This is a genomic window from Diaphorobacter sp. HDW4B, assembly GCF_011305535.1.
Taxonomy (GTDB): domain Bacteria; phylum Pseudomonadota; class Gammaproteobacteria; order Burkholderiales; family Burkholderiaceae_C; genus Diaphorobacter_A.
Genome location: NZ_CP049905.1, coordinates 836,928 through 860,502, shown reverse-complemented (window position 1 = coordinate 860,502; position 23,575 = coordinate 836,928). Strand labels below are relative to the sequence as shown.

General features: G+C 61.8%; 21 protein-coding genes. 9 read left to right on the top strand and 12 right to left on the bottom strand.

Annotated elements, in window-relative coordinates:
* Window positions 1-67: 67 nt before the first annotated feature.
* Window positions 68-2,785, bottom strand: coding sequence for a collagen-like triple helix repeat-containing protein (locus tag G7048_RS04095; protein ID WP_166066924.1), 2,718 nt, complete (start codon window positions 2,783-2,785; stop codon window positions 68-70).
* 440 nt (window positions 2,786-3,225) lie between these two features.
* Between G7048_RS04095 and G7048_RS04090 the strand changes: the two genes are divergently transcribed.
* From G7048_RS04090 to G7048_RS04080, 3 genes are all read left to right on the top strand, one after another.
* On the top strand, window positions 3,226-4,422 hold the full coding sequence (locus G7048_RS04090) for a PLP-dependent aminotransferase family protein (protein WP_166066923.1): 1,197 nt from the start codon (window positions 3,226-3,228) through the stop codon (window positions 4,420-4,422).
* 96 nt (window positions 4,423-4,518) lie between these two features.
* On the top strand, window positions 4,519-4,743 hold the full coding sequence (locus G7048_RS04085) for a SlyX family protein (protein ID WP_166066921.1): 225 nt from the start codon (window positions 4,519-4,521) through the stop codon (window positions 4,741-4,743).
* A gap of 43 nt (window positions 4,744-4,786) precedes the next feature.
* Window positions 4,787-5,791: an aldo/keto reductase gene (locus tag G7048_RS04080; protein ID WP_166066920.1), complete on the top strand. Its 1,005-nt coding sequence runs from the start codon at window positions 4,787-4,789 to the stop codon at window positions 5,789-5,791.
* An 18-nt stretch (window positions 5,792-5,809) separates the two neighbouring features.
* On the opposite strand, the gene G7048_RS04075 is transcribed toward G7048_RS04080, so the two are convergent.
* Window positions 5,810-6,742, bottom strand: coding sequence for a LysR family transcriptional regulator (locus G7048_RS04075; protein ID WP_166070782.1), 933 nt, complete (start codon window positions 6,740-6,742; stop codon window positions 5,810-5,812).
* Between the two features lie 179 nt (window positions 6,743-6,921).
* On the opposite strand from G7048_RS04075, the gene G7048_RS04070 reads away from it, so the two are divergent.
* The 3 genes from G7048_RS04070 to G7048_RS04060 all read left to right on the top strand — a co-directional run bounded on the left by G7048_RS04070 (window position 6,922) and on the right by G7048_RS04060 (window position 9,702).
* Window positions 6,922-8,379: an amidase gene (locus G7048_RS04070; protein ID WP_166066919.1), complete on the top strand. Its 1,458-nt coding sequence runs from the start codon at window positions 6,922-6,924 to the stop codon at window positions 8,377-8,379.
* A 71-nt stretch (window positions 8,380-8,450) separates the two neighbouring features.
* Window positions 8,451-9,446 (top strand): tripartite tricarboxylate transporter substrate binding protein, encoded by a 996-nt coding sequence (locus tag G7048_RS04065; protein WP_166066918.1) that lies wholly within the window; start codon window positions 8,451-8,453, stop codon window positions 9,444-9,446.
* Window positions 9,447-9,471: 25 nt separating this feature from the next.
* A complete protein-coding gene (locus tag G7048_RS04060; protein WP_166066917.1) occupies window positions 9,472-9,702 on the top strand; it encodes a DUF3820 family protein in 231 nt (76 codons plus the stop codon).
* A 7-nt stretch (window positions 9,703-9,709) separates the two neighbouring features.
* On the opposite strand, the gene G7048_RS04055 is transcribed toward G7048_RS04060, so the two are convergent.
* Window positions 9,710-10,165 carry a group III truncated hemoglobin gene (locus G7048_RS04055; protein WP_205750333.1) on the bottom strand — a complete coding sequence of 152 codons (456 nt, stop codon included), beginning with the start codon at window positions 10,163-10,165 and terminating at the stop codon, window positions 9,710-9,712.
* A gap of 338 nt (window positions 10,166-10,503) precedes the next feature.
* On the opposite strand from G7048_RS04055, the gene G7048_RS04050 reads away from it, so the two are divergent.
* Window positions 10,504-12,342, top strand: coding sequence for a pyruvate formate lyase family protein (locus G7048_RS04050; RefSeq protein ID WP_166066916.1), 1,839 nt, complete (start codon window positions 10,504-10,506; stop codon window positions 12,340-12,342).
* 236 nt (window positions 12,343-12,578) lie between these two features.
* Here G7048_RS04050 and G7048_RS04045 read toward each other — a convergent pair whose 3' ends face one another.
* The 4 genes from G7048_RS04045 to G7048_RS04030 all read right to left on the bottom strand — a co-directional run bounded on the left by G7048_RS04045 (window position 12,579) and on the right by G7048_RS04030 (window position 17,883).
* Window positions 12,579-13,694: a TIGR03364 family FAD-dependent oxidoreductase gene (locus G7048_RS04045; protein ID WP_166070780.1), complete on the bottom strand. Its 1,116-nt coding sequence runs from the start codon at window positions 13,692-13,694 to the stop codon at window positions 12,579-12,581.
* A 47-nt stretch (window positions 13,695-13,741) separates the two neighbouring features.
* Window positions 13,742-15,547: a putative 2-aminoethylphosphonate ABC transporter permease subunit gene (locus tag G7048_RS04040; RefSeq protein ID WP_240933160.1), complete on the bottom strand. Its 1,806-nt coding sequence runs from the start codon at window positions 15,545-15,547 to the stop codon at window positions 13,742-13,744.
* Window positions 15,544-16,620, bottom strand: coding sequence for an ABC transporter ATP-binding protein (locus G7048_RS04035; RefSeq protein ID WP_166066915.1), 1,077 nt, complete (start codon window positions 16,618-16,620; stop codon window positions 15,544-15,546). The genes G7048_RS04040 and G7048_RS04035 overlap by 4 nt, the downstream gene beginning before the upstream one ends.
* Before the next feature lie 207 nt (window positions 16,621-16,827).
* Window positions 16,828-17,883, bottom strand: coding sequence for a putative 2-aminoethylphosphonate ABC transporter substrate-binding protein (locus G7048_RS04030; protein ID WP_166066914.1), 1,056 nt, complete (start codon window positions 17,881-17,883; stop codon window positions 16,828-16,830).
* Window positions 17,884-18,106: 223 nt separating this feature from the next.
* Here G7048_RS04030 and G7048_RS04025 point away from each other — a divergent pair, with 223 nt between their 5' ends.
* Window positions 18,107-18,979, top strand: coding sequence for a LysR substrate-binding domain-containing protein (locus G7048_RS04025; RefSeq protein ID WP_166066913.1), 873 nt, complete (start codon window positions 18,107-18,109; stop codon window positions 18,977-18,979).
* An 18-nt stretch (window positions 18,980-18,997) separates the two neighbouring features.
* On the opposite strand, the gene G7048_RS04020 is transcribed toward G7048_RS04025, so the two are convergent.
* A complete protein-coding gene (locus G7048_RS04020) occupies window positions 18,998-19,897 on the bottom strand; it encodes an HTH-type transcriptional regulator ArgP (RefSeq protein ID WP_166066912.1) in 900 nt (299 codons plus the stop codon).
* A gap of 69 nt (window positions 19,898-19,966) precedes the next feature.
* Here G7048_RS04020 and G7048_RS04015 point away from each other — a divergent pair, with 69 nt between their 5' ends.
* Window positions 19,967-20,608 carry a LysE/ArgO family amino acid transporter gene (locus tag G7048_RS04015; protein WP_166066911.1) on the top strand — a complete coding sequence of 214 codons (642 nt, stop codon included), beginning with the start codon at window positions 19,967-19,969 and terminating at the stop codon, window positions 20,606-20,608.
* 76 nt (window positions 20,609-20,684) lie between these two features.
* On the opposite strand, the gene G7048_RS04010 is transcribed toward G7048_RS04015, so the two are convergent.
* The 4 genes from G7048_RS04010 to serB all read right to left on the bottom strand — a co-directional run bounded on the left by G7048_RS04010 (window position 20,685) and on the right by serB (window position 23,569).
* Complete coding sequence (locus tag G7048_RS04010; RefSeq protein WP_166066910.1) at window positions 20,685-21,005, bottom strand: AzlD domain-containing protein; 321 nt, start codon at window positions 21,003-21,005, stop codon at window positions 20,685-20,687.
* Window positions 21,002-21,769, bottom strand: a complete 768-nt coding sequence (locus tag G7048_RS04005; protein WP_205750332.1) for an AzlC family ABC transporter permease — start codon at window positions 21,767-21,769, stop codon at window positions 21,002-21,004. The genes G7048_RS04010 and G7048_RS04005 overlap by 4 nt, the downstream gene beginning before the upstream one ends.
* A gap of 102 nt (window positions 21,770-21,871) precedes the next feature.
* A complete protein-coding gene (locus G7048_RS04000) occupies window positions 21,872-22,657 on the bottom strand; it encodes a MetQ/NlpA family ABC transporter substrate-binding protein (protein WP_166066908.1) in 786 nt (261 codons plus the stop codon).
* A gap of 198 nt (window positions 22,658-22,855) precedes the next feature.
* Window positions 22,856-23,569: a phosphoserine phosphatase SerB gene (gene serB / locus G7048_RS03995; protein ID WP_166066907.1), complete on the bottom strand. Its 714-nt coding sequence runs from the start codon at window positions 23,567-23,569 to the stop codon at window positions 22,856-22,858.
* Window positions 23,570-23,575 lie beyond the last annotated feature (6 nt).

Below are 23,575 nucleotides of genomic sequence, written 5' to 3'. Positions count from 1 at the left end.
CACGTTGTTACTGTTGTGCTGCTTGCTGAGAATTGGAGAGAGAGCAAACCCTGATGTTGCTTGCTGCTTACTTCTTGCCTCCCAGCAAACCACCGAGCAGACCGCCACCGCCAGTTGTGGTGGTTGTCGTGGTGTTGGTTGCAGTGGTTGTGGTGGTTCCACCCAGCAGGCCAGTGACTGCCCCGAGCACGCCACCCACGACACCTCCGACGGCGGTGGTCGTGCCTGCCGTGGTGGTGGTGCCGGTGGTCGTGCCTGTCGTACCTGTGGTGGTTGTTCCGGTTGTGGTGGTTCCCGTCGTTGTGCCGGTAGTCCCGGCCACCGTGTTGGTGACCGCGCCCGTCACACCACCCACCACACCGCCCACTACGCCGGTTACCGTGTTCACGACACCGCCTACCAGTCCGCCCACAGCGCCCGTAGTGGTGCCCGTGGTGGTGCCACCCGTCACACCGCCGACCGCGCTGGTCACCGTGTTCACGACGCCACCGACCACGTTACCGACCCCAGCAGTCGTTGTGCCGGTTGTCGTGCCTGTGCCGCCCGTTGTCGCACCTGTCACGCCGCCCACGACACCAGTGACCGTGTTCACCACGCCACCGACCACACCGCCGAGCGCACCCGTGGTGGTTCCGGTTGTGGAGCCTGTGCCGCCAGTGACACCGCCGACCACACCGGCCACGGTGTTCACGACACCGCCGACCACGCCACCGACTGCGCCGGTTGCTGTGCCAGTGGTGGAACCCGTTCCGCCAGTGACCGCGCCAGTGACGCCGCCGACTACACCGGCCACGGTGTTCACGACACCGCCAACCACACCGCCCACCGCGCCTGTGGCTGTACCCGTCGTGGAGCCTGTGCCGCCAGTCACGCCGCCAACCACGCTGGTGACCGTGTTCACCACACCGCCCACCACGCCACCGACTGCCCCTGTGGCTGTACCGGTGGTGGAACCTGTTCCGCCAGTGACGCCGCCGACCACACCGGCCACGGTGTTCACGACACCGCCAACCACGCCGCCCACAGCGCCAGTGGCCGTACCTGTAGTGGAACCTGTGCCGCCGGTCACGCCGCCGACCACGCTGGTGACCGTGTTCACCACACCGCCTACCACGCCACCGACCGCTCCGGTTGCTGTGCCGGTGGTGGAACCTGTTCCCCCTGTGACGCCGCCCACCACACCGGCCACGGTGTTCACGACACCGCCCACCACGCCGCCGACCGCCCCTGTGGCCGTACCCGTCGTGGAGCCTGTGCCGCCGGCCACGCCGCCCACCACGTTGGTGACGGTTCCGACCACACCGCCCAATGCGCCCGTTGCCGCACCAGTGCCTGTCGAACCACCCGTTGCCCCGCTGACCACATTGGTGACGGTGCCGAGTGTGTTGCCGAGCAAGCCACCCAGCAGGCCGCTGTTGGCTGTGTTGTTGGTCGAGGTCGCGCCGCCCAGCGCAGAAACCGTTTCACCCGTTGCTGCCACCAGATTGCCGGCAGGCGTGATGATCGGGGTCTGCGTCCCGGCAAGGCCGTTGCCGGTGGTGGTCACCAGACCGCCCACCATGGTCAGGATGTTGGTCACGGGTTCGCCCAGACCTGTGGCATTGCCAAGGTTCTGAACGGCGCCGATGGTATTGCCGAGCAGCGGAGTGACAGTGCCTGCGACCGTGGTCGTCAGATTGCGCACGCCAGTGCTGTCCACGACGGAGCCGACCGTGGAGCCCAGGCTCGTCACCGTAGTGCCCACCTGATCGACAACGCCGCCAGCCAGACCTGCCACATCACCTACGACACCAAGCTGCGGTGTGTCCAGAGCGCTCACGGTGTCACCCACGGATGACACTGCATGTCCTACATGACCGACGGTAGGGTTGAGGCTGCTCAGTGTCGTGCCGATAGGGTCCGTGCTGGTTCCGATCTGGCCCAGACCGCTGGCCACACCTGTCGCCAGCGAACCGACGGCTTCACCGACTTCCTTGACCACACCACCCGCAGGCGCAGACACGCCACCAAGCGCTGTGTTGCCCAGGGCGCCATTGAGCACGTTGGTGACCGTGGAGCCCACGTCGCCGACGGCACCTGCTGCACCGGACACTACGCCCGCAGCGCCGGTGCTGACATCGCGAATGACTTGGAGAGGGCCGCCAGCCACGGTGCCGCCGCCAGTGTTGCCACCGCCAGTGTTTCCGCCGCCAGTGTTGCCACCGCCAGTGTTGCCACCGCCAGTGTTTCCGCCGCCAGTGTTGCCACCGCCAGTGTTTCCGCCGCCAGTGTTGCCACCGCCAGTGTTGCCACCGCCTGTGTTGCCACCGCCTGTGTTGCCACCGCCTGTGTTGCCACCGCCTGTGTTGCCGCCACCAGTGTTACCGCCACCGCCACCAGCGACAATCGTTCCGCCGGAACCTGAGCCGCTGCCGCCGTTGGATCCGGAGCCGGCAGAGCCTGTTCCTGACCCTGAGCCCGTTCCAGTACCGTTTCCAGCAGTACCCGTACCGGAGCCCGTACCGGAGCCCGTACCAGTGCCGGAACCATTGTTGGCTGTACCAGTGCCGGAGCCTGCACCAGTGCCGCTTCCGTCGCCGGTGTTCATGTTTCCGCTGTTCTCGCCGCCTGTTCCGCTACCGGTGCCGGCGCCATCGGTGATGCCGGCGCCAGTGCCGCCGCCGGAAGTGCCTCCTGCGTCGCTGCGCAACGAGCCGCTGGAAGAGCAGCCGGTCAGCAAGATCACCAGGGCCGAAGCCACGGCCAGCGAAACAGGTTTTTGGGTGAAAAAGTTGAAGGACCGCATGTCAGACTCCTGAAAAACTCAAGCCAATGAACTGAACCGAGGCCTATGGTCTGAGTGATCATCATGTGTTACCAATTGCTTTTTTTGTTAATTAAAGGAGTCTGAATAGATTCGTTTGTTTGCGTTAAATCAATGATTTCATAATATAAAATCATAAATGATCGACCTTACTCGAAGGCGAAAAATGATCGACCTACCTCGTGCAGAGTTGTGTTTTTCGAGTGATGAAATGCAAACAACGCTGCTTGCACTGCAGCAATTCCGTTCATTTCAGGCATGAAGAGCATTCATTTGCGTACTTGTGTGTAAATGCTTGTATTGATTGGTTGCATGTATCGCGGTGTGGAAATGCCGGAGCCGAAAAGCCGAGCGCTGTCGTGGCGTCCTCCAATGCAAGACAATGGGGGCAGTTGCCCGATGTATTTCCAAGGATGTGTGGGATGAAATTTGCTGACCGTTTGAATAACGTCGAGACCTCGGCGATTCGTGAATTGTTCAAGTTGCTGGGCAAGCCCGGCATCATCAGTTTTGCTGGCGGCTTTCCCGACAGCGCCATGTTCGACGTTTCCGGCATTCAGACGGCCGTCGACGAAGTGCTGGCCAACCAGGCCGGTGCCGCGCTGCAGTACGGCGCGACCGAGGGCTACCAGCCGCTGCGCGAACAGCTCTCGGCCTTCATGGCGACCAAGGGTGCCAAGGATGTGGCTCCCGAGCAGATGATCGTGACCACCGGCAGCCAGCAGGCGCTGGACCTGATCGGCAAGACCATGATCAATCCCGGCGACAAGGTGATCGTCGAAGGCCCGACCTTTCTGGCCACGATCCAGTGCTTTCGTCTCTACGGCGCGGAAGTCATCAGCGCGCCGGTCGACAGCGAAGGCGTGCAGCCCGATGCACTCGAAAAGCTGATCGTCGAGCACCAACCCAAGCTGGTCTATCTGATTCCCACCTTCGGCAACCCCAGCGGTGCCACGCTCACGCTGGAGCGCCGCAAGAAGGTGCTGGAGCTGGCCGTCAAGCACCAGGTGCTGCTGGTGGAAGACGATCCGTACGGCGACCTGTACTTTGGCGATGCGCCACCGCCAAGCCTGCTGGCCCTGTCGCCCAGCGTGCCCGGCAGCCGCGAGTGGCTCGCGCATTGCGGCTCGCTCAGCAAGGTGCTGTGCCCCGGTCTGCGCATCGGCTGGCTGATTGGTCATCCCGATCTGTTGGCCCGCGCCACCATGTGCAAGCAGTTCAGCGATGCCCACACCAGCACCTACGCGCAGGCGACTGCCGCGCAATACCTCCAATCCGGCGTGATGCCCGAGACGTTGGCGCGCGTGCGTGCCGTGTATGCCGAGCGCGCCAAGGCCATGGGCGATGCGCTGCGCTCCGAACTGGGTGATGCCGTCGAGTTCGTGCAGCCCAAGGGCGGCCTGTTCATGTGGGTCAAGCTCACGGGCGCTCGCGGTCAGGAAAGCAATGCCAACGAACTCGCCAAGCGTGCGATCGCCGAAGGCGTGGCCTTTGTGCCGGGCGCTCCGTTCTTCAGCCAGAACCCGGATGTGTCCACGCTGCGTCTGTCGTTTGCGACAGCCGATGTCGACAAGATCCGCGAAGGCATTGCGCGCCTGAAGAAGGCGCTGGCCGCGTAAGCCAAGGCCTCATTCGCTGTGCCGGATGTGCACGCCGTGGTCACACGCCAGTGATACGGTGGGCGCTTTCGGCCAGCAGCAGGCAGAAGACAAGATATGTCCGATTTCAACGAACAAACCGATCAGCGTCTGAGTGATCTGGAGATCAAGGCCAGCTTCACCGAAGACCTGCTTGATCAGCTCAACCTCACCATCTACCGCCAGCAGCAACAGATCGACGATCTGATCCGCGTCGTCGCCGATCTGCGCAAACAGTTGCCTGAGGCCGGTGCGCTTGGTTCGGGGCAGGCGATTCTCAACGAGCGGCCACCGCACTACTGATCGACGCGACAGACAAGAACCAAGAAAGAAGGAGACAACAGGAATGCAATACCGCAATCTCGGCAAGAGCCAACTCAAGGTGTCGGCGCTGTGCCTGGGCACGATGATGTTCGGCGACCAGACCGAACTGGCCGAAGCTTCGTCCATCGTCGCCCACGCGCGCGAGCATGGCGTGAACTACATGGATACGGCCGACGTCTACACCAAGGGCGCTTCCGAAACCATGCTCGGCCAGATCCTGCAAGGCCAGCGCGACGACTGGGTGCTGGCCACCAAGCTCGGCAACCGCATGTCGGATCGTCCGAACGAAGGGCAGTACTCGCGCAAGTGGATGCTGCGCGAAGTCGAGGCCAGCTTGAAGCGCCTGCAGACCGATCACATCGACATCCTCTACCTGCACCGCGACTTCAACGACATGGATCTGCAGGAGCCGCTGTATGCGCTCGATGCGCTGATGCGTGACGGCAAGATCCGCTACTGGGGCCTGTCGAATTTCCGCGCGTGGCGCATCGGTGAGATGGTCCACGGCGCGCGCCAGATCGGCATGCCCGGCCCGGTGGTTTGCCAGCCGTACTACAACTTGCTCAACCGCATGCCCGAGGTCGAGATTCTTCCGGCCTGCGAGCACTTCGGCATCGGCGTGACCTCGTACAGCCCGGTCGCGCGCGGCGTGTTGACCGGCAAGTATCTGCCGGGTCAGGCACCGCAGGAAGGCACGCGTGCAGGTCGTGGTGACCGACGCATGACGGAAACCGAATTCCGCGAAGAGTCGCTCGTGATTGCGCAGCGGCTCAAGCAACATGCCGAGCAAAGCGGCATCTCGCTTGCGCAGTTCGCCACCGCCTGGGTGCTTGCGCATCGTGCGGTGAGTTCGGTGATCGCAGGCCCGCGCACGCTTGCGCAGTGGCAGGACTATTTCCCCGCGCTCGACTACGTGGTCACGCCCGAGGACGATGGTCTGGTCGATGAACTCGTCGCGCCCGGTCATCCATCGACGCCGGGTTACACCGATCCTGCCTATCCGCTGCACGTGCGTCGTCGTACCTGAACGAGCCGATTCGACCATTCACGCGTTCTGCAGCTTCTCGCCAGCCAGTGATTCCAGTTGCTGGATGAGGAACTGCATGAACGCGCGCGGGCCTTCGGGCAGCGTGCGATCCGCAAGCGTCTGCACTTCCACATTGCGCCCATTGAGCCCGCGTTCGCGAATCGGCACTGCGCGCAGTTCGCCGCGCCGCACGTGATCTCGCACGGTGATTCCACCCGCGATGGAAACACCGCCGCCGTAAAGCACAAAGTACATCAGCGCCTCGAACTGGTTGCACACCAGCACCGGGTCGAACACGAGTCCCTTCTGGCTGCAGGCGATGTCAAACAATTGCCGCACCGTGTTCTCGGGATCGGGCAGGGCCAGCGCATGCGGCTGCAACTGGCGCAGCGTGACATGCGGCAGATGCGCCAGTGCATGGTCCGGACGCATGAAGGCATAGATGGACGCCGCACCGCGATACGCCACTGCGATGTCGCGCTCCGCAGCACGGCTGTAGGTGATGGCGATGTCGGCCTCACCGCGCAGCAGCGCCTGCGTGGCGGCTTGCGGTCCGCACACGCGCAACTGAAACTGCATGCCCGGATACTGCTCGCGGAACTGTGCAATCACGCGCGGCAGAAACTCGATGGCAAAGCCCGATGAACTGCACACCCGCACCACACCGCGCCGCAGACCTTGCAGCGCCTGAATGTCGGAGACCACACGATCCGCTTCGAGCGCATTGCGGCGTGCATGGTTGGCCAGCACTTCACCCGCAGGACTCGCCACCATGCCGCGCGGGCGGCGCTCGAACAGTGGCACGCCCAACAGTTCCTCCAGCGCGGCAATCTGGCGACTGACTGCCGATGGCGTCACGTTGAGTCGATGCGCTGCCTCGCTGACAGAGCCGCTGCGCACGACTTCGAGAAGGCAGCGCAGGGCGGTGTCCTGCAATTGAGCGGAGAGGATGGTGGCAGGTCTGGAGGTTTGCATGAAACGCAAGGCAAGCTGAAGTATTTGTCGGTTGTGCGCAAAGCGAAGCCATCTTAAAGTGAGTCTCACAGAGCACATGAATTTCGGCTGGCATCCTCGTTCCAGCGCGCGGAATCATGTGGTCGAAAAGTCGATCCAAGGAGACAGAAATCGTGATGAGCAAGCAACCGGACAACGGGCCGAATGACATCGTGGAGCTGACGGCCGTGCAACTTTCGCAGGCTATCCATGCGCGCGAGGTGTCCAGCGCCGAGGTGCTGGATGCCTACCTCGCGCAGGTTGATCGCTTCAATCCAGAGGTCAACGCCATCGTCGCCCCCATGCCGCGCGAGGAACTGAAAGCGCAAGCCGTGCAACTCGACGAGCAACTGGCGCGTGGCGAAAGCAAGGGCGTGTTGCATGGCTTTCCGCAAGCACCCAAGGACATCATGCCGGCCAAGGGCATGGTGACGACCAAGGGCTCGCCGATCTTCAAGGGACAGGTCTCGCAGACCGATTGCGTGGCTTTCGAACGCATGCGCGCGGCCGGTGCGATCTTCATTGGTCGCACCAATTCGCCCGAGTTCGGCTTGGGCGGTCACACCTACAACGAGGTCTACGGCACCACGCGCAACGCGTTCGATCCGTCGCGCTCGGCAGGCGGCAGCAGCGGCGGCGCGGCGGTGAGCGTGGCCTTGCACATGCTGCCGGTGGCCGATGGTTCCGACATGATGGGCTCGCTCAGAACGCCTGCGGCGTTCAACCATGTCTATGGCATGCGGACCTCGGTGGGCTGCGTGCCGCACGGGCCGGGCGACGAGGCGTTCTTTCAGCAGTTCAGCGTCGGCGGTCCGATGGCGCGCAATGTGCCGGATCTGGCTTTGCTGCTGTCGGTGATCGGTGGATTCGATGCGCGACTGCCGCTCACGCACAGGTCGCAGGTTGATTTCAGCGCGGCGCTGGATCGTGACTTCAAGGGCGCACGCATTGCGTGGCTTGGTGATCTGAACGGCCATCTGCCGACCGAGCCGGGCGTGCTCGATATTTGCGAACATGCGCTCAAGCACTTCGATTCCTTCGGCTGCAGCGTGGAGCCTGTGGTGCCCGAGTTCGACATGGAAAGCCTGTGGCATGCCTGGCTCGATTTGCGCAGTTTTCAGTTCGCAGGAACCAATCGCGCGCTGTATGAAGACCCTGCCAAACGCCAACTGCTCAAGCCCGAAGCCGTGTGGGAAATGGAGCGCGGCTTGGCACTCAGCGCCATGCAGGTGTTCGATGCGTCGCGCGTGCGAACGGCTTGGTATGAGTGTCTGCGTCGCTTGCATCTGCAGTATGAGGCGCTGCTGCTGCCAAGCGCACAGGTGTTCCCGTTCCAGGCCGAGCTCGACTGGCCGCACTCCGTGGCCGGGCAGACCATGGACACCTACCACCGCTGGATGCAGACCGTGATCGGCGCGACCATGGCGGGCTTGCCTGCGCTGGCCGCTCCTGCGGGCATCAACGCGCAAGGCCGGCCCGCAGGTTTTCAGATCATCGGTCGCACGCAGGACGACTTCGGCGTGCTGCAACTGGGGCATGCGTATGACCTGGCGAGCGGGGCGTCGAAGGTGCACAGCCCGCTGCTTGGCGCATGAATCCGCTGTTGGTTCCAACGACTGTTCAAACATCACCCCTCAACGCTTTTCGAGTTCTCTGGAGTTCACGCATGGATTGCTCTCGTCATCATTTTCTGAAGCTGGTTGCAAGCGCTGGCGTTCTCGCCCTCGCATCGTTGGCGGGCACGTCGGCGCTCGCGCAGGGCGACTATCCGCAAAAGCCGATCAAGCTCGTCGTTCCGTTCGCAGCCGGTGGCGCGACCGACATTCTTGGCCGACTGATGGCGACCACCATGGGCGAGAAACTCGGGCAGTCCGTCATCGTGGAAAACAAGCCCGGTGCAGGCACGATGGTGGCTGCCGCGCAAGTGGCCAAGTCGGTACCTGATGGCTACACCTTGCTGCTCGGCTCGAACAGCACGCTCACGCTCAATGCCGCGATTCGCCAGAGCCTGCCTTACGAGCCGATCAAGAGCTTCACCATGCTGGGATCGGTTGCCAACATGGGGCTGGTGGTGGCGGTGAATCCGCAGTCCGGCGTGAACACGCTGGCCGAGCTGGTGGCCAAGGGCAAGGACAAGAACAGCGGTCTGAGCTATGCATCGTTCGGTTCCGGTTCGTCGGCGCACTTTGGTGCGGAGCTGCTGCAATCGGCACTGGGCACGCACATGACGCATGTGCCGTTCAATGGCAGCTCGCAGAGCCTCACGGCGGTGATGGGCGGGCAGGTGCCTGTGGGTGTGGATTCGGTGGTGGCCGCAGCGCCGCAATTGCGTTCTGGAAAACTGAAGCCGTTGGCCGTGCTGAGCGCTGCTCGTGAACCGCTGATGCCCGATGTGCCCACGGTGGCCGAGAGCGGCTATCCCGGCTTTCAGGCCGAGGCCTGGTTTGCGCTGCTCGGCCCTGCCGGATTGCCGCCTGCGATTCAGACCAAGCTGGAGAATGCGCTCAAGAGCACGATGAGCGAGCCGGAAGTCCAGAAGCGGCTCAAGGAAGTCGGTTTGACCCCACAATGGAGCACCGGCAAGGCCTTGCTGGCGCGCGTGGAACAGGAACAGCCGCAGATGCGCGCGGTGGCTGCAAGAGCCAGCATCAAGGCCGATTGAGCGAACGCCAAAACCAGTGCATTGAATGAAACCCGAAGATCTCGAACAACTGCTGACCACCCCCATGCCCTTCGGAAAGCATCAGGGAACGATGATTGCCGACCTGCCCGCCAACTATCTGCACTGGTTTGCGCGTGAGGGCTTTCCCAAGGGGCATGTCGGCCAGTTGCTGCAACTGATGTTCGAGATCGATCACAACGGCTTGAGCGATCTGCTGGAGCCTTTGCGCAAGGCCCGGCAGCAAGCGCGTAGGTAGCGCGTCGTCAGCGCGCGTTGCTGATGGCGGCTTGCGCTTCAAAATAGCCCGTGAACAACTGCCTGCCGATGTCGTGGGCCACGCGCCTGAGTTTGTAGGTCGTCGCACTGTCGAAGCGCTCGTGGGTATGGTGCGTCCACAGCTGAATCCACGCATTGAAATGTGCGGGGCTCACGTCCTGCAATTGCATGTGGCGCTGCACCAGATTGCCGCGAAAGGTGCGCGTGCCGAGCATCACCGTGCTCCAGAAATCCACCATGCGGTCGAGATGCGCGCTCCAGCGTGAACCCAACTCCTTTTGGAAGACCGGACCCAGCAGTTCGTGCGCGATGACGTCCGCGTAGAAATCGTGGACCAGTTGGCGGAGGCTGTCGGTGTTCAGTGAAGCGGGGAGCGAACTGGGGAGCGAAACAGGAATAGGAAGTGCCGATGCTTCGGATCGTGTGGATGCTTTTGGGGACATGTCGAATTGGTAGTCTGTGGCCATGCTGCGCGTTGTTTGCGCGTGAGCTTGTCAGAGCCTTCCCATTTATGCGTTGTTGCTGATCAATCAAGCTGTTCCGCGAAGCAGTGCGAAGCCTTCGGGCTGGCTGACCTCAGTTCACAGAATCGGCATAAGAAAAATGTCGATGAAAACGGCGAGTTCTGCGGCATTTGCAAGCTCATGTTTCTCGTCTGTCAATCACTGTGAATGTTGGGGTTCACTTGATTTACTCCTTTAAGGAATTGCGATTGGCTGGATAACCTTGCCGAAGTTTGATTTTTGATCTTTCCTTTACTTCGGAAAATGGGATGGCCTCGATGACGGATTCCATCGCGCACAGCAACAGCAGCAACAGCAGCAACAACCGCAATACCGATCCCTGGCGTGGCTTTCATGCGGGTGCATGGAAGGCCTGCGTGGACATGCGCAGCTTTCTGCAGACGAATGTTCGGCCCTATCTGGGTGGGGCGAATTTTCTTGTGCCTGTTGAAGACGATGTGCGCGATGTGCCCATGTCGTTTGCGCTCAGTGTTGCGTTGCGCGCGGCCGGATTGCCATCCACAAACACCAAGTCCTTGCGCGTTGAAAATCGACGTGCAGAAGCTCGCTTGGATGTCTCGGAGCTTCATTCACCACAGGTCAACGCTGCGCGCGATGCGGGCTTGCTTCACGGCATGCCGGAGCCCATGAGCCGCAGCTCCACTGCAGCGGATTGCAGGCGTGTGGCGCTCTACGGCGTGGACTTTCTGCGCGCAGAGCGCAGGCAGCAACTCGCGGCGCTGAACCAAGGGCCATTCACTCAAGCGCTGATGCAGCAGCGTCGTGATCTCTCCGAGCAGATGCTGGCGCTGGAGGAGTTGCGCGACGTGGCGCTTGCGCAAGGGGTGGACATCAACCGCCCGGCGTCGAATGCGCATGAAGCCGTGCAGTGGATGGCGCTCGCTGCCATGGCCGCCGCCGACGCGCATGAAGCATCTGCCTTTCCTGTCGGGCGTGTTTCGGCGTTTCTCGATGTCTACATTCAGCGCGACATGGATGAGGGTGTGTTGAATGAGCAGCAGGCGCAGACCTTGATCGATGAGTTGTTGCTCAAGCTGGGCAACATGAACCGACTTTGCGCGCAGGAATCCGATGGTGCAGTTGTCGTGGAATGTCTTGGAGGCGCGAGCGACGATGGAAGCGCGCTTGTCACGCGAACCAGCTTTCGTCTGCTGCACTCCTTGCAACATGGCTCCGCTGAGCACATGCCGCAGGTAGCGGTGCTTTGGTCACCTGAATTGCCGCGCGCCTTTCGCCATTTCAGCACAGATGTCGCCAACGACACCGGGCGACTTCGTTTTGAAAACGATATGGGGCTGCGCAGTCTTCTGGGCGACGACTATGTGATCGGTTCGCATGTTCCCGCGTTGAGTCTGGGCCAGCAGGTACTGCTCGATGCTGGCCGCATCAATCTGCCAAAGGCCTTGCTGTATGCGATCAATGGTGGTGTTGACGAGCAAAGCGGCGTGCTTGTCATTCAAGGCTTGGAGCCGTTCTGGGGCGATGTTCTTGAATACGAAGACGTCGTCGCGCGGCTCGACAAGGTGCTCGACTGGCTTGCCGTCAACTGCGTCGATTCCTTCAACGCGGCGCACTTTCTGCACGAGCGGCAGGGCGAGTCCGGTCTGGCTATGGCATTGCATGACTGCCACGCCGCCTACGTCATGGCCTGCAGTCTGGAAGGCTTGGCCGTGCTCGCCGATTCGCTGTCCGCCATTCGCTATGCGGCGGTGCAGATAGTGCGCGATGAGGATGGTCTGGCCGTCGGTTTCCAATCGGACGAGCCTTATCCGGCATGCGGGCGCATCGGCGGAGTGGCCGATGCGGTGGCGTTGGCGACCTGCGATGCTTTTGTGCAGAAGCTGCGCGCTCAGCCATGCATCTATCGCGATGCCCAGCCCGTCCTCGTGCTGGCGGGTGATGTCGCCAATGCGCTGGCGGGAAAGAAGACCGGCGCCACGCCTTGCGGGCGTCCTGCCGGAGCGGCCTTTCCTGCTTGGTCGACAGACGAAGCCAGAGCGTGGAGCACCGGCGATTCGGTGCGCAACCAGAAAAGCAGGCAGGAGTTGTTCGAGCATTCTGAGCACAGTTCTTCCGCACTTGCGGAAGCGGGCTGATTCAGCGCGAGGCGAAAGACTTCATAGAGGGAGGTGAGGCGCTGATGGAGTGCTGCGGTTGTTTGAACGTTGCTTCGCAAGGTTTGAAGATCAGGGCGTCGATTGGCAAATCACAAAATGGGCACTCGCAGGGTAGAGAGAAAAACGCGAGGAGCCCGAAAAAGTGAGAACGGGGCGGGACCTTGGAAGTTGGTGGTCCCGTCCCGATTCTTGTCTGCGATGTCGCGCGTGAAGCGTTACCAGGCAGCGAAGACTTCTTCTGCCAGACCGAGTGCGGTGCTCGCGCCCGAACCGCCCGTCACCGTGACGGCGCGCACCGAATCACTCGGCGCGTGAACAATGCAGGGCACAGCCGATGAGGAGGGATAGGTTCCCACCCAGCGCTCGACCACGTTGGCTTCACTCAAGTGCAGCGTCTCACGCAGATGCCGCAGGATGAGGGCATCCACTGCATCGCTGGCAAAGGGCTGCATGGCAGCGCCATAGTGATGCGAGTCGCCGACGACCAGTGACCCATCTGCGCTCTGCACGACGATCAGATGAATGCCATGCTGCAGCGAAGCGGATTCTTCCTGCTCCAGTTGCGCTCGCAAGTCCTGCGATGGTGCGAGCGCCGCGTAGCCTTCGTAGCGAATCAGGCTCAGGTCACCCATGACCGAACCGTTGAGTTGAAAGCCCGCTTGCGGACGCACGCGCAGCATCTGCAACTGGCATTGGCGCACGCCGTGTTGTTCCCAGACCGGTGCGAACAATCCACCGGGAGCGGCGTTGGTGCATACGACCACGCGCTCGGAAAAATACTCGCCGCGCGTGGTGCGAACACGCGGTGTGTCGATCTCGACCACGGCTTCACCAAAGCGAAAATCAACCCCCTTGGCTTCATGCAGCCACGCCGCGAGTCGTGGAATGGCGGTGCGTGATTCCACGCGCAATTCGTGCGGACTGTAGAGCACGGATTGCAGACCTTCGGTGTTCAATGCGGCATGGCGCCGCTGGGCCACATCGGGTGCAAGCAGCTCGCAGCCGGTGGCCATGTCGGTTTCCATGAACGCCTGCAGCACCGCATGCGCAGCAGGGCGGCGGGCCGTCATCCACAGGCCTTTGTGGACCACGTCTATGCCTGCCTGCGGGGCAATGCTGGCCCAGATGTCGCGCGAACGCATGGCGCGCGACCAGTGCGCGCCTGCCTGTTGCCCCGTCACGGTGACGAAGCCGAAGTTGCGGATCGATGCACCAATGCAGGCCGCATCGCGCTCGATCACGAGTGTCTTCAAACCGCGCAGGGCGGCGGTGTAGGCATGGGCCAGGCCGACAATGCCTGCGCCGACCACGATCACGTCGTAGTGCTTCATTTCCATGGAGTCCAAAACAAAAATTGCGAGAGAAAAAAGCGTGGCGCTTATCGATGGCGCCAGTGCTGGGTGCGCTTTTGCAGCCAGGCATCGGCTGCGCCAATCAGCAATCGACCGGCAGCGGCCGTCACGAAAATCATGGTGGCCATGGCCGCAGCGGGTGCGATGTCGCCTGCGTCATCCATTGCCAGAACGGCGACCGATGCGAGCGTGGTTTGTGGCGAGTACAGGAACACAACGGCGGAGACGGTGGTCATCGCGTTCACGAAGAAGTAGCCCGCAACCTGCATGATGGCCGGAAGGCAGACGGGCAAATGCACGCGCCACAACACGGTCCAGAACGGCACGCCCATGGAGTCGGCCACGCGCTCGTATTCACTGTCGAGTTGCTGAAGTGCGGCTAGCTGCGTGATGTGCGCGACCGAGAAAAAGTGGGCCACGCTGCACAGCACCAGAATGCTGAGCGATCCGTAGATGAAGTTCAGCGGATTGCTGGGCGAGTTGAAAAACAGGATGTAGCCCAGACCCAGCGCGAGGCCGGGAACTGCCATGGGCAGCGTCGCGATGGCCTGTAGCCATTGCCGCGTGCGTGCAAAGCCTGTGGGCTTGGCGACGAGGTAAGCCGTCAGAAAACTCAACAGAGAACCGATCACCGCTGTCGCTACGGCCATGGTGAGCGAATTGCTGTAGCTCGCCCAACCGCCGCCGTCCATCATGTCGAACTGGTAGTTCTTCAAACTCAAGTGGAGGTTATAGGGCCAGTACGTGACGAACGACGCGAAGATGGCGGTGCACAGCACGGTGAGCAACGCGCCTGCGACGATGACGCAGTAGATGAACAACGCGCGGTCGAGCGGCGCATGCGGCTGCGGCGTGAGTGGCACGGCACGCACGGCCATGGTGGCCGATTGGCGCGAGCGCAGATGGCGCTCCGCCGCAAACGCGATGCCTGCAGGCACGAGCAGCAGCATGGCGACGACGGCACCCATCGACAGGTTCTGCTGACCGATCACCTGCTTGTAGATGTCGGTTGCCAGCATCTGCGTGTTGCCACCGATGACCTTGGGAACGCCGAAATCCGTGACGACCAGAACGAACACCACGATCCATGAAATCATCAGACCATAGCGACTGCTGGGCATAGTGACCTGGCAGAAACTGCGCCAGCGATCTGCACCCAGCGTGGCTGCGGCTTCGTACAGACGCGCATCGCCCGATGCGAGCGTGGTGCACAGAATCATCAGCGCATGCGGAAAAGTCCAGAGCACCGAGCCGAGAATGATGCCGAACGGACCATAGGCGGTGGAGCCCATCAGCAGGCTTTTCAGAATGCCTTGTGTGCCGAACAGGTAGATCAGGCTGATGGCCATGAGCAGCGATGGCGCAAGCAGCGGAACCAGCGCGATCGCGCGGAAGAATTTCGCCAGCGGCATGCAGGTACGCATGACGCCGTAAGCGTAGACATAAGCCAGCGCAACGCAGAGGGTGGCGCTGGCTGCCGAAAGCCAGATGCTGTTGAACAGCGAGCGCGCTACGCCCGGAGTCTGCGCGTAGGCGATGTATTGCGACAGGCCGCTGAACTTTCCATCGTTGGTCCAGAAACTGTGGCCGAGCAGTGCGCCGACAGGCAGCGCAATCGTGAGCAGCAGCACGGCCAGCATGGCAAGCACCAGCACGCCAAGCCAGATGCGCTCCCAGTTCACCGTCGATGTCTGATTCGGTTGAGCCGGACCCGCAGGCTGGCTCTGGCGCTTGGTTTTGACGGGCGTGTTGGCGGGTGTGCTGCTGGGCGCTGCGGCCGTGCCGTTGCCGGGCAAGGGCAGGGTGGCGGAGTGCATCATGCTTGTGCTCATGCCGCCCTCCGCAGCGCATCGGGTGCGGCCAGCGGTTGCAGTGCCTGCATGGGCAGTTCGATCAGCACTTCACCTTGCAGCCATTCAGGCAACTTGGAGTCGTGGCGCAGCGGCCATTGCGCTTCGATCTGGCAATCCAGCGAAGGGCTGAAGAGCCGCACCATCACCATGGGGCCGAGGAACGATGTTTCCATGACGCGCGCACGGAACAGATTGGCAAGCGCCGTGGGGTGCGCGGGATGCAGCACCACGCTTTCGGGGCGCACGCCGATCAGCACGTTCTCTCCCGCTCCATACATGGGGTTGACGCAGACCACGCGCGTATTGCCGATCTGCACATGGCGTTCGTCGACGGCAACGCCGGGCAGCAGATTCATGCGCCCCACAAAGCCTGCGGCAAAGTGGCTGATCGGTCGCGCATAGAGCTGCTCGGGCGAGCCTTGCTGTTCGATGCGCCCCTGATGCATCAGCACGATGCGGTCTGCCATGGTGAGTGCTTCTTCCTGATCATGCGTGACCATGATGCAGGTGATGCCGAGCTGGCGCTGCAGCTCGCGAATCTCGCTTCGCAGTTCCGCGCGCACCTGCGCATCGAGTGCGGACAGTGGCTCGTCGAGCAACAACAGGCGCGGCTTGGGCGCCAGTGCGCGCGCGAGCGCGACACGCTGTTGTTGGCCACCGGACAGTTGAGACGGGTAACGCTGCGCCTGGCTCGAAAGACCGACCAGCGACAGCATCTCCTGCACGCGTTCACGCACCGCAGAGGCCGATTGGCCCTTGAGCCCGAACGCCACGTTCTGTGCCGCGGTCAGATTGGGAAACAGTGCATAGCTTTGAAACACCACACCGAAGCCGCGTCGCGCTGCGGGCCAGTTGGTGATGTCATCGCTGTTGAAAAGAATGCGCCCTTTGTCGGCGCGCTCGATGCCGCAAAGAATGCGCAGCAGGGTCGTCTTGCCGCAGCCCGACGGGCCGAGCAGGCTCACGAATTCGCCCGGCTCCACATCCAGATCGATCCCGCGCAGCACAGGCGTGTCGTTGTATTGTTTGGCGATGTGTTCAATGTGCAGCATGGCTTTTGTTTTTGGTTGGGTTCGCGGGTCGTGCATGGGCGGCAATACAGGCCCTCATGCGTTGTTGCGAAGCCTTGCCGTACGAGAGTACTGTCTGCGGCTTCGCGCCTAGCCTGAGGGCCTGTCTTGCCGTTGGGGTGAATGATTCCGGTGCTCTGCACGCTTCGTAGCTTGCTGATTCCGGGGATCACCACCGCTTCCTCGCTCTTATTTCTTTTCTGCCTTGGCTTCGTAGCGGCGCGCCCACTCGGTCAGGATGCGTTCGCGGTTGGCTGCGGACCAGTTGAAGTCGTTCTTGGCCAGCATGGATTCCAGATTGGCGGGCACGAAGTCCATTTTTTCCTGGGCTTCGGGCAGGGCGAGGATGGCGAAGTTCGCGGCGTACAGCTTGTTGGCATCGGGCGTTGCAGACCAGTCGGCCAGCAGCTTGGCGGCGTCCTGCTTCTTGCTGGTCTTCATGATGGCCGTGGCTTCCACGTCCCAGCCCAGGCCTTCCTTGGGAAACACGATGTCGATGGGCGCGCCTTCCTTCTTGGTCTTGTTGGCGCGGTACTCGAAGCTCAGACCAACCGGGAATTCGCCCGCACCGGCTTGACGGCAGGGCTTGGAGCCGCTGTGCGTGTACACGCCCATGTTCTGGTGCAGCGCGTCCATGTAGGCCCAGCCCTTGTCCTCGCCCATCATCTGCAGCCATGCGGCCACCATCAGGTAACCCGTGCCGCTCGATGCGGGGTGCGGCATGGAGATCATGCCCTTGTACTCGGGCTTGGTCAGATCGGCCCAGCTGGTGGGCGCGTTGACCTTGCGCTTCTGGCCTTCGGCGGTGTTGAAGCACACGGCGGAAGACCACAGGTCCATGCCCACCCAGGTGGGTGTGGCGTTGGGGTCGCGCATGGTGCTGCGCACCTTGGCAAGGTTCTTGGGCGCGTAGGCCTCGAGCATGCCTTGCTTGTCCAGCAGCATCAGCGAAGTCGCCGCCACGCCCCAGATCACGTCGGCCTGTGGGTTGGCTTTTTCAGCCAGCAGGCGCGCGGTGATGATGCCTGTGCTGTCGCGCACGAACTTGAGTTCGATGTCGGGATGGGCCTTTTCAAACCCAGCCTTGTATGCCTTGATCTGGTCGGCTTCCAGGGCCGAATACACCAGCAACTCGGTCTTGGCGGCATGTGCCATGTTGGCGAAGCCAAGCATCGTGACTGCGGTTGCGACAGTGGCGGCAGCGATGGCGGCACGGCGGGACCAGGTGACGGAATAGTTGCGCATGGCTAGTGGTGATTTCGGTGGTTGGTTGAAATGTCGGGTCCGTGTCCTGCGCAGATGCTTTCGTCGGCGCTTGGTACGGAACGGAATCGACTGTAGGCAACGCATGTGAAATGTTCGTGTCACGCAATCGAAATTTTTCAAACCGGGTATTGGTGGATTTGTGTGGGCTCACTGTGGTGAAATGCGCGGCAACGGAAGTACGCAATGCTCTGCGCGGATTCATATGTTTGTCATACAGCTGAAATCTTTCTTCATGGTCGCAAGGCTTGGCAGCATCACGCTCGCGGCCAAGCATCTGGGCTTGAGCCAGCCCACGGTGACCACGCAAATCCGTGCATTGGAAGAGCACTACGGAATCGAGCTTTTTCGCAGGCAGGGTGGGCGACTGGTGGTAAGCGACGATGGCGTGCGTCTGCTGCCCATGGTCGAGGCGCTGCTGCAGCAGGAAAGCAATGTCGAATTCGCGCTGCGCAATGCGGGCGATGTGAATCAGGGGCAGTTGCGACTGGGCACCACCGCGCCGTACTACATCCTCGACATCGTCAAGCGATTTCAGGACCGTTATCCGCGCGTGGATGTGGTGATCACGCTCGGCAATTCGCGCCAGACTGGGGAGGCGCTGCGCGAGTTCCGCGTGGATCTGGCAACCACATCACACAAGGACGCGGATGCACGTCTGCTGCGTCTGCATCTGGGCGCCGATCCGCTCGCGCTGGTGCTGCATCGCACGCACCCGTTGGCGCGACAACGATCGGTGCGTGTGTCGCAACTCGCGGGCTGCCAGCTCATCATGCGCGAGCTGGGCTCGATGACGCGCACCAAAACCGAAGAGATGCTGACCACCGCAGGCGTCACACCGCAACGCACGCTGGAGATCACCAGCCGCGAAGCCATACGCGAAGCCGTGATCCGCAACATGGGCGTGAGCGTGTTCGCAAGGCATGAGGCTTCGGCGCATCCGGACCTGATGGTGCTGCCGTTTGAAGAAGAGGTGCCCATGATCGACGAATATCTCTACTGCTTGCAGGAGCGCCAGAACACGCGCTTGATTGCGGCGTTTCTCAAGGAGTGCAGACCCTTGGCGTCCGTGGATTGACGAGGCAGAGTTGCCTGATCAAACCGCTTCGAGCCAGCGCTTGGCCGATGCCATCACGCATTGCGTGAGCCGTTCCAGCGATGCCTGCGCGGTGCGTGGATGCGCCCAGTACAGCGGCACATCCAGCGGTTTGCGAGGCACCAGTTCCACCAGCGTGCCTTGCGCGAGTTGCTGCTCGATCAGCACCGTGGGGTGCATGCCCCAGCCCATGCCGACCTCGCACGCACGCACATAGCCGTAGTTGGACGGAATGAAATGGCGCGGCGGTGCAGAGCGCGGCGCGGACAGGTTGTACTTGTGCATCCACTGGTCCTGCAACTTGTCCTTGCGGTCGTAGGTCATGATGGGCGCGTGGGCGAGCGTGGTGGGTGTCACGCCTTCAGCAAAATACTGTGCGACAAAGCCGGGGCTGGCTGCGGCCACGTAGCGCATGGTGCCCAAAGGCCAGGTGTTGCAGCCCGCAATCGTCGTGCCCGTGGCGGTGACGGCGGCGATCACTTCGCCTTCGCGCAGGCGCTGGGCGGTGTGGTCCTGATCGTCCATGCGCAGGTCCAGCAGCTCGTTGCTGCCTGCGGTGAAATCTGCCATCGCCTCCATGAACCATGTGGATAGCGAATCGGCGTTCACCGCCAGCTTGAGGGTGGGGATGGGCGTGTGGGGCAGCAGGTCGGGGTTGCTGCGCCGCAGCTCGTTTTCGAGCAGAGCGACCTGTTCCACATGCAGACACAGGCGTCGTCCCGCTTCGGTGCCGGTGCAGGGCGTGCCGCGATGAACGAGCACCTGACCCACACGCTCTTCCAGCTGCTTGACGCGCTGCGAGACGGCTGACGAGGTGACATGCAGCTTGCGCGCGGCGCGTTCGAAACTGCCTTCCCGCACCACGGCAGCCAGGGCTTCCAGTCCGGCGTAGTCGAGCATTAGAATTCCTTAAGATGGGTTAGATATTTTAAGTTTACTTTAATTGAATGCAAGTCGAAAATCGGCGGCATGTTCTTCAATACCGCAGCATCCTCTTCGTGGCTCGCAGGCTTTACCGTCTGCTTTTCGCTCATCGTCTCCATCGGTGCGCAGAATCTCTATGTTCTGCGACAGGCGGTGCAAGGGCAGCATGTGCGTGCCTGCGTGATCTGGTGTGCGGTGTGCGATGCGATTCTGGTGGGGGTGGGCGTTGCGGGCATGGCGCAGATCATGAGCGGCTCGCCCACGCTGGCGCGCTATCTGACGCTGGGCGGGGTGCTGTTTTTGCTGGCTTACGGTTTGTTTGCATGGCATCGCGCCTTCTTCGCTGCTGACCAGAAACTCGATGCCGACGGCAGCAAGGCCGAACGCAGTCTGCTGACAGTGCTGAGCGCCCTGGCGGTCATCACGCTGGCCAATCCGCATGTCTATCTGGACACCGTCGTGCTCATGGGCTCGATCGGCGCGCAGCAGGAAGGCTGGGCCAAGTGGTTCTTCGTGATCGGCGCGGGCAGCGCGAGCCTGACCTGGTTTGTGGTGCTGGCGGTGGCAGGTCGCAGACTGCGCGGCGTGTTCGCCAACCCCAAGGCATGGCGCGTTCTCGATACGCTGACTGGCGCGATGATGTTTGTGCTGGCGTGGTGGGTGTGGCAAGGGTTGGATGCCGTTTGACGCCACGCTGAATGGAATGTGAAAAGCCGTCGCTTCGTGAGGAGCGACGGCTTTGCCTTTTGTGTGGCATGGCTTGTCAGCCCATCCAGTATTGCAGTCCCATGAATGCGCCAACGCCCGCGAGCACGGTCACGAACAGGCTGCGCGATACCAGTCCGCAGAGGGTGGCGAAGGCTGCTGCGAGGGCGGAAATGCTCCAGCCCGAGCTGCTCCACTCGGGCTTGAGAATCAGCTCGGCCGCAACCATCGCCGCCATGATGGACGCGGGAATGAAGCTCAGCCAGTTGCGTGCCGTCAGACCAAGACGGATGCGTGACATCAACAAAATCGGAAGCACGCGCAGCAGCAGCGTGACGAGTGCGCTCACGAGCAGCGCGATGTAGCCGGACGTGCTCATTGTTCGTTCTCCTGGGCGGGTGACCGCTTGCGCTGCAAAACGGTGGCAACGGTGGCTGCTCCCAGGGTGGCGAGCAGCACCACGACGTTGGCATCCAGCCGCTTCACGAACACGGCGACCACCAGCACGGCCACGGCAACGGCCGTGAGTTCCAGCATGCGCTGGCGGCTGGCAAGCCAGGTCATCAGCAGCAGTGCGATGAACATCGAGACCAGACTGAAACCCAGCCCATGCACCAGCGATTCGGGCAGCGCCGTGGCGAGCAGGGCGCCGCAGAGGTTGGCGATGATCCAGTTGAGCCACGCCGTCAGATTCAAGCCCAGCAGCCATGCGAATGGCAGATTGCCATGCCGGTTGCCATACTGCGCGGCAACGGCAAAGGTCTCGTCGGTGAGCAGCGATCCGCCGATGAACTTCTGCATCGCCGTGGAGCGCGAGAAATACATCGCCATGTACGAGCTCATGAGGATATGGCGCAGGTTGATGAGCAGAACGCTCGCCACGATGCCGAGCACGCCCGCGCCCGCCGCGTACAGCGAGTAGAAGAGAAACTGCGCCGACCCGGCATACAGCAGGCCCGAGAGCAGGGTGATCTCGAACGGCGAAAAACCGGACACCGTGCCGATCGCGCCCGATGCGAAGCCGATGCTCCAGTAGCCCAGAATCGTCGGCAGGCAGGCGATGACGCCTGCCTTGAAAAGGTCGGTCGAAGCGGTGGTTTGGGGGCTGTCGTCGCGCTCCCCGGAGGTCACTTTGCGGTCCACGGAAATCAGTTCAAAAATGAAAAAAGCGCTGTCGAAACAGCGCTTTTGCGTAGCTGCGAGAAACGGGGATTATCGGTCGATACGGATCCCCGTGCTCTTTGCTCAGAATGCTGGAACCACAGCACCCTTGTACTTTTCCTGGATGAACTTCTTCACTTCGGCGGAGTGCAGGGCCTTGGTCAGCTTGGCGATCAGCGGATCGTTGGCGCGGTCGGCACGGGCTGCAATGATGTTGGTGTAAGGCGAATCCGCACCTTCGATGAACAGCGCGTCCTTGGTCGGGTTCAGCTTGGCTTCGATGGCGTAGTTGGTGTTGATCAGGGCAACGTCCACATCAGCCAGAGCGCGTGGCAGCAAAGGCGCTTCGAGTTCCTTGAACTTCAGCTTCTTGGGGTTCTTCACGATGTCCAGCGGCGTGGGTGTCAGGCTCTTGGCATCCTTCAGCTCGATCAGACCTTGCTTGGCCAGCAGGATCAGCGCACGACCACCGTTGGATGGATCGTTCGGGATCGCGATGGTTGCGCCGGACTTCAGGTCCTTGATGTTCTTGATCTTGCTGGAGTAGGCACCGAAGGGCTCCACATGCACCTTGCCGTTGGGCACTTCGACCAGCGAGGACTTGCGGTCCTTGTTGTAGCTGTCGAGATAAGGCTTGTGCTGGAAGAAGTTGGCATCGAGCTGCTTGTCTTCCACAGCGGCGTTGGGCTGCACGTAGTCGCTGAATTCTTTGACTTCCAGTTCCACGCCATCAGCCTTGAGCTGTGGCTTCACGAAGTTCAGGATTTCCGCGTGTGGCACGGAGGTGGCGGCCACCTTCAGAACGTCGGCGGCTTGTGCGCCGAATGCCAGTGCTGCCAATGCCAGTGCGGTCAGAGATTTCTTCAACATGTCCAGATGATCCTCAAAAAGATGTTCTTTATGGATGGCGTCCGTTGCACAAGGTCCGGTTTGGACCGGTGCTTTTGACTAACAACAGAACGCAAGTGTAATTCTTCCGGTTGACGTCCGCCTCGTTTTTAAATTCATATCCATATATAAAAAGGATATTTAATAACTACGAGGATGATGGGAGTCAAGGCGGCTGGCTCAGCGCAGTACTTCCAGCAGACGGTCCAGACCGCCCTGGTTGATGGCGACCTTGGCCTGCGCGCGCACGGTGGGCTTGGCGTGGTAGGCGACCGAAATGCCGGCCTCGCCCATCATCGGCAGGTCGTTGGCACCGTCGCCCACGGCGATGGTTTCGCTGGGGTCGATGCCCATCAGCGACGCCATCTCCAGCAGCGTGCGGCGCTTTTCGGCGCCGTCGCAGATGTCGCCCCAGGGCTGATCGACCATGCGGCCGGTGAGCACACCGTTGTCGATCTCCAGCATGTTGGAGCGCGCAAAGTCGATGCCCAGATGCTTCTTCACGCGGTCGGAGAAATAGGTGAAACCGCCCGAGACCAAGAGCGTCTTCAAACCAGCGGCCTTGGCTGCGTCGATCAGTTCCTTCGCGCCGGGATTGAATTGCAGGCGCTCGGTGAACACGCGGTCCAGATCTTGCACGGTCACGCCCTTGAGCAGCGCCACGCGCTGGCGCAGGCTTTCCTTGTAGTCGGAAATCACGCCCTGCATGGCGGCCTCGGTGATGGCGGCCACTTCGGCCTTGCGGCCTACCGCATCGGCGATCTCGTCCACGCATTCGATGCTGATGAGCGTCGAGTCCATGTCGAACGCGATCAGCTTGTAGTCAGCAAGCTTGAGCGGCGCAGTGATTCCGCGCAGGGCGAGGCCGGGGGCAAATTCTGTGGCTTGGGGCATTTTGTG

Excerpts from the sequence above, each read along its gene's own strand:
- G7048_RS04020 (WP_166066912.1), bottom strand. The coding sequence starts at position 19,897 with ATGCTCGACTACGCCGGACTGGAAGCCCTGGCTGCCGTGGTGCGGGAA.
- G7048_RS04080 (WP_166066920.1), top strand. The coding sequence starts at position 4,787 with ATGCAATACCGCAATCTCGGCAAGAGCCAACTCAAGGTGTCGGCGCTG.
- G7048_RS04015 (WP_166066911.1), top strand. The coding sequence starts at position 19,967 with ATGTTCTTCAATACCGCAGCATCCTCTTCGTGGCTCGCAGGCTTTACC.
- G7048_RS04085 (WP_166066921.1), top strand. The coding sequence starts at position 4,519 with ATGTCCGATTTCAACGAACAAACCGATCAGCGTCTGAGTGATCTGGAG.
- G7048_RS04045 (WP_166070780.1), bottom strand. The coding sequence starts at position 13,694 with ATGAAGCACTACGACGTGATCGTGGTCGGCGCAGGCATTGTCGGCCTG.
- G7048_RS04060 (WP_166066917.1), top strand. The coding sequence starts at position 9,472 with ATGAAACCCGAAGATCTCGAACAACTGCTGACCACCCCCATGCCCTTC.
- serB (WP_166066907.1), bottom strand. The coding sequence starts at position 23,569 with ATGCCCCAAGCCACAGAATTTGCCCCCGGCCTCGCCCTGCGCGGAATC.
- G7048_RS04070 (WP_166066919.1), top strand. The coding sequence starts at position 6,922 with ATGAGCAAGCAACCGGACAACGGGCCGAATGACATCGTGGAGCTGACG.
- G7048_RS04025 (WP_166066913.1), top strand. The coding sequence starts at position 18,107 with ATGTTTGTCATACAGCTGAAATCTTTCTTCATGGTCGCAAGGCTTGGC.
- G7048_RS04095 (WP_166066924.1), bottom strand. The coding sequence starts at position 2,785 with ATGCGGTCCTTCAACTTTTTCACCCAAAAACCTGTTTCGCTGGCCGTG.
- G7048_RS04065 (WP_166066918.1), top strand. The coding sequence starts at position 8,451 with ATGGATTGCTCTCGTCATCATTTTCTGAAGCTGGTTGCAAGCGCTGGC.
- G7048_RS04010 (WP_166066910.1), bottom strand. The coding sequence starts at position 21,005 with ATGAGCACGTCCGGCTACATCGCGCTGCTCGTGAGCGCACTCGTCACG.
- G7048_RS04090 (WP_166066923.1), top strand. The coding sequence starts at position 3,226 with ATGAAATTTGCTGACCGTTTGAATAACGTCGAGACCTCGGCGATTCGT.
- G7048_RS04030 (WP_166066914.1), bottom strand. The coding sequence starts at position 17,883 with ATGCGCAACTATTCCGTCACCTGGTCCCGCCGTGCCGCCATCGCTGCC.
- G7048_RS04050 (WP_166066916.1), top strand. The coding sequence starts at position 10,504 with ATGACGGATTCCATCGCGCACAGCAACAGCAGCAACAGCAGCAACAAC.
- G7048_RS04000 (WP_166066908.1), bottom strand. The coding sequence starts at position 22,657 with ATGTTGAAGAAATCTCTGACCGCACTGGCATTGGCAGCACTGGCATTC.
- G7048_RS04035 (WP_166066915.1), bottom strand. The coding sequence starts at position 16,620 with ATGCTGCACATTGAACACATCGCCAAACAATACAACGACACGCCTGTG.
- G7048_RS04055 (WP_205750333.1), bottom strand. The coding sequence starts at position 10,165 with ATGTCCCCAAAAGCATCCACACGATCCGAAGCATCGGCACTTCCTATT.
- G7048_RS04040 (WP_240933160.1), bottom strand. The coding sequence starts at position 15,547 with ATGAGCACAAGCATGATGCACTCCGCCACCCTGCCCTTGCCCGGCAAC.